The sequence below is a fragment of the Lutimaribacter marinistellae genome (assembly GCF_042648365.1).
Lineage (GTDB): Bacteria > Pseudomonadota > Alphaproteobacteria > Rhodobacterales > Rhodobacteraceae > Lutimaribacter_A > Lutimaribacter_A marinistellae.
This window is the reverse complement of record NZ_JBHRXI010000026.1, coordinates 1-5244: the sequence shown is the minus strand read 5'-3', so window position 1 is coordinate 5244 and position 5244 is coordinate 1. Positions and strand designations below refer to the sequence as shown.

1 protein-coding gene is annotated in these 5244 nt (G+C 59.6%); it reads left to right on the top strand.

Going from position 1 to position 5244, the window contains the following annotated elements:
- Positions 1-765: 765 nt before the first annotated feature.
- On the top strand, positions 766-5244 hold a 4479-nt coding region (locus tag ACFORG_RS19775), incomplete at its 3' end, for a choice-of-anchor Q domain-containing protein (RefSeq protein WP_386737296.1).

The window sequence follows — 5244 nt, the reverse complement described above, 5'->3', positions numbered from 1 at the left end:
GCCATCTGCGCATCCGTCAGCCAGAAGAGATCAGACATGGTCACCGCTCGTTTTTCGAACCGTGAATCACGCTACCAAGCGGAAATCAATGGGTCCTGACCCTAACTTGATACCGTACCAATTTTTGATCCAAATCGCTGCGCGATGACCATCCGTGAGATCGCGCGCTTTGGATTGAGGGGGGCAGATCTCTACGAGGCCTCATCGGGACCGCCGTTGGGGCCCCGTTTTCTACGTGGCCACAATTCGGACCGGGGGACAAAAACGAGAAAGGCAGGATGAATTGGACGCGACAACGCTCGCTTGGAAGCCAAAGATCACAGAGCATTGGTGTTTGCGGATCTCGGTTGTGGCGCCGACTTTGCCAAAGAAGCGTTGCAAGGCAAGGGTACACGCACCGTTTGCTCCACTGCTGCGCAATTCACTCCAAAGCAGTCATTGAGATCAAGTTCTGTAGTCCCGAGGATTCGAGGAGGGTCGCCGCCCGTTGTGACCGATAGCCAACAGTGCTCGTCGCAGCTATCGCCATTGCTGCAGTCGTCATCTAATGGTTGTGCATCCTGAGGCTGCTGTATCTCCATTCAGCTATTTTGACCCCGTTAGCGATCTTCGTCAGCGGCGCTAGCGCTGTGCCCACCGGTCGTGATGACAGTTTTCACCCCGTGTGCCATAGTGTCTGCTGAGGTTCGTGCCCAAAGTTCGACTAAGTCGCCATATTTCTGGTCGCGAAGACCCGCGCCTTGGCCAACGTAAGGGGGGCAACCAATGACCAGATTCGTGGTCAATACCCTTGGAGAAGACAACGACCCCAATAACCGAACCTTGTCGTTGCGTGAGGCCATAGCCTTGGCCAATGGTTCTAGTTTCCGCGACGAGATCGTGTTTTCCAACTCGCTCAAGGGCGACACGATCACACTGACCCAAGGCGAATTGACGATTTCAGACAGTGTGTCCATCAATGGAGACGTTTCCGGAGATGGGCGCGCGGACATCACGATTTCGGGTAACAACTCGAGCCGTCTCTTTTGGATCGACGGGCGCTCAATTTCAGTCGAACTTGAAAGCCTCACGCTGCGTGACGGATCTGCGACGGGGTTCGGCGGGGCGATCGTTCATCGCACGGCTGGTAGTAGCCTGGCGTTAGTCAACAGCACGATCCGCGACAGTGCGGCGAGCACGGAAGGCGGCGCGATTTTCTCCGCGGGCAACCTTTCCCTCATCAACAGCACGCTTCATGACAACAGCGCCATCGGCGACGGGGGGGCGGTGCTGCAATCGGGCGGTTCCCTCACAACAGTGAATACGACGCTCTACTTCAATGCATCACGTGATGATGGCGGCGCGCTGGCGCTGCGAAACACCTCGGCCAACCTCTATTCGTCGACGATCAGTACCAACTACGCGGATGTCGACGGCAGCAACGGGAACAAGGGTGGCGGTATCCACGAAACAGGCAGCACGCTGAATGTCTACAACTCCGCACTGGAGGAGAACCGATCTGGCGGCACCATGAATTCATTCGCAGGTCGCATTGATGAGCTGTGGGGGAGCTTCGTCTACAGCGCTCAGCCGTTTCCGTCGATCTTCAGCACGCTGGATTTGGGCAATGTCGTTGGCTCTGTCGTTGGGCCGAATGACGCTTTCCTCGGGTACTTGTTCGACAATGGTGGCCCGGTCCCGACGCAAGCGGTTTATCGTGGCAGCCCTCTGGCTGGATTGGGAATCCTCAGCAAACTGCCCTTTGATACGTTCGACCTCGACGGCGACGGTAATGTGGGCGAGCGACTGCCGATTGATGCGAACGGACTTCCCCGGTTGGCCGACACGCGGCTGGACGCGGGTGCGGTACAGCGGCTGGATGTTGTGACGGTCAGCACGATTGTCGATGAATTTGACGCCGACCGCTCCGCCGGGGACCTGTCGCTGCGCGAAGCAGTCAGCATGGTGGCAGATGGCGGCACGATCCGCTTTGACGAGAGCCTCGACGGGCAGACCATCGCGCTCAACAGTCAAATCAGGATCACGAAGGAGATGACGATCCAGGGTGACATCGACGGGGACACGAATCCGGATGTGACCATCACGAACGCGGGTGCAAACCGGCATTTCGAAATCGACATCTCCCCTGGTCAAGACGTGGAATTGAACGGCCTGCGCATGCTCGGCGGTGGATCGCTGGTTCCAGGCCATGGCGGCTCCATCCGTATGGATTCAATCGGTGGCGAATTGGTCCTGCGGAACATGGAGTTCGAAGGCAATGACGCCCAAGGAGACGGCGGGGCGGTTTCTGTCGTACTGGGTGCCCTGTCGATCTTGGAATCGCGCTTTCACGATAACCATGCCGACCGCGGCGGAGCCATTTCGCTCGGCATACTGTCACCGCCAAACGAGGACCCAAATCTCGACCAGCGCCTAACGATCTTTAACAGCAGCTTCACCTCCAACTATGCTGCTGATGAAGCCGGTGCCATCAAAGCGAATGAAAGCACGTCTTTGATTGCGAACACAACCATCGCCGACAACACCGCGCGGACCTATGGCGGCGGGCTCTTTTTTGTCGGGTTCGATCTCCCTCGGACGGAGATCATAAATTCGACGATCACCGGAAACATCGCCTATCAAGGCGACGGGACTTCTGGCTCGGGGATCAATGCGATCGGAGGAGACGTCCGGATCTACAACTCTGTGGTGGCGCAGAACCAGAGCCCCGACACCGACGCCCCGGAGAACCTGAGCGGCGGAGGGTTCACGAGGGTTGTCCATAGTTTCGTCGGGCCGTCCGATGCTGGCCTGGGGACAATACCGACGACCGGATCCACATTGAACGCAGGCGATCCGGGGTTGGGGCCGCTGGTGGACGGGCACCGGGATATTCTGCCCGGTAGCCCGCTGATCTCCGCCGGGCGGGGCATTTATCGACCGACGGACGTCTTTGACCTCGATGAGGACGGGGGAACAGACGACCTTCTGTTTCTGGACGCGCGCCTTTTGGACATCGTCAACAGTACGGATATCGGCGCGGTCAATTACCAAGACCTGATGTTGGTGGACAGCACAGGAGACGGCATCGATGGGCGGTATGGGCCCGGTCAACTGACGCTGCGCGAGGCGGTGCATTTGGTGGAAGAGGGTGGAATCATCCAATTCGACTTCTCGATCCGCGATCAAACGATCACCCTGACCGATGGGCCCATTGTCCTGGATAAGGACCTGTCGATCGACAATGGGCGTGACGTCACCATTTCCGGCGGTGGGACCAATCAGATTTTCGACATTTCCGGCGCTGACACGGATGTCCACCTGCGGGGTGTGATCCTGGCCAATGGGGCCGCGGACCGGGGCGGTGCCATTGACTTGGCGGGCAACGCGCATCTGACTCTAGAGAACGCATTTTTGCAGGGCAACCAGGCGACCCAGGCGGGCGGTGCGATCCACTCGGCTGGGAACCTTCGGATCATCAACAGCACCTTCCAGGGCAATACGACGGATGGGTTGGGCGGCGGCATCTTCCAAACCGGCGCCCAGATGCAAATGATTAACGGCACGCTTTTGGAAAATGAGAGCGGGCTCACTGGCGGTGGCCTGGCCTTCAGCAATGCCGATGTGGAGGTGAGCAGCAGCACGATCATTCGCAACAAGGCCGGGGTCGGGCAAACGGCCCAGAATTACGGCGGCGGCATCTATTCCGGCCCTGGCACCCTGACCATCACCAATAGCGTGGTGGCGGAGAACACCTCCGGCCTCTCGAACACACCGGACGACATGCGGGGTGCTGCGGATTTTGCGCGGTTCAGCTTCTTCGGGACGCAAGAGACGCTCAGCAACAATCTGGCGTCGATCAATGGCGGCGGGGACCCGGGCCTGGGTGAGCTGATCGAGACCCCGACCCGGATTAGCACGACCCGCCCGCCTACTGTGCAACCGTTGGAGGGCAGCCCGCTGATCGGGGCGGGGTTTGACCTCCTCCTGCCGAACGACGATCTGGATCTGGATTTTGATAGGCTGAACCCAGATCCCTTGCCGGTCGACGCGACGGGCGGGCGCCGTGTGCTTCAAACCCTTGACATAGGCGCGGCGGAGCGGCGGACCTTGACTGTCGATACCCCCGTGGATGAGCTGGACGACGACTTCTCCCCCGGGGATCTCAGCTTGCGTGAGGCGGTGAGGCTGCTCAGCGGGGGGCCGAGCGAGGGGCGGATCACCTTTGACCCGTCCCTGTCTGGTCAGACATTGGTACTGAGCGGAGGAGAGATCACGATCGGCGGCACCAGGATCATCGTCGATGGGGATATCGACGGGGACCGGGCAGCCGACATCACGCTCGACGCAGATGGCCGCTCACGCCACTTCACGACCGGGCTGGATGGTAGTTTGGAGATCCGTAGCCTGACGCTGACCGGCGGCAACAACGGATCGCTCTATAGTGATTTCAACAGCATCACGGTCATCGACTCCACAATCACGGGAAACAGCAGCCCCGGCAGCGGCGGCGCGATTCAAGTCGGCCGTTTTAGTGAACTGACGGTCCTCAACAGCCTAATCAGCAATAACAGCGCAGCAGTGAATGGCGGCGGCATTTTTGTGCCCCTGGACGGAAATGCCACGGTCAAGATCATCAACAGTACGATCACCGGCAATACCGCCGTTGGGCGTGACGGCGGCGGGATTTATATGGGCCGCGTCGATGATGGGATTGAGATCACCTCCAGTACGATTTCTGGCAACACCGCAGGTGGTTTTGGAGGCGGCCTCGCCTTCGGAGGCACTGGAGCGGACGGCGCCATTCGTGAGGTCAGCAACAGTGTCATCGCGGGCAACGCGGCGGGTGTCAGCGCAACCGCTAATGTAAGCGGCGGCCTCAACGCTTTGGCGGCAAGCTTCCTGAGCGGCGACCCGCGCCTCGGCCCCCTACAGGACAATGGCGGGCCGGTGCAGACGATGCTGCCGCAAGCGGGGAGCCCCCTGATCGACGCGGGCGACGACTCACTTCTGCCTGAGGACGCCTTGGATCTAGACGGTGATGGCAACCGGATCGAGCCCTTGCCCTTCGATGCACGGGGAGCTGAGCGTCGGCAAGGTCCTCCCGATATTGGTGCTGTGGAGGTTGGTCGTGCAGCGAAGTTCTCTGAAACCGGAAGTTTTCTTCTGAGCAGCGATGCGGTGACGGTGAGTTTGCAGCGGAGCTATGTGGCCCCGGTTGTTGTTGCGTTTGTTTCGACGGAGAACGGGTTTCAGCCGGTGAAC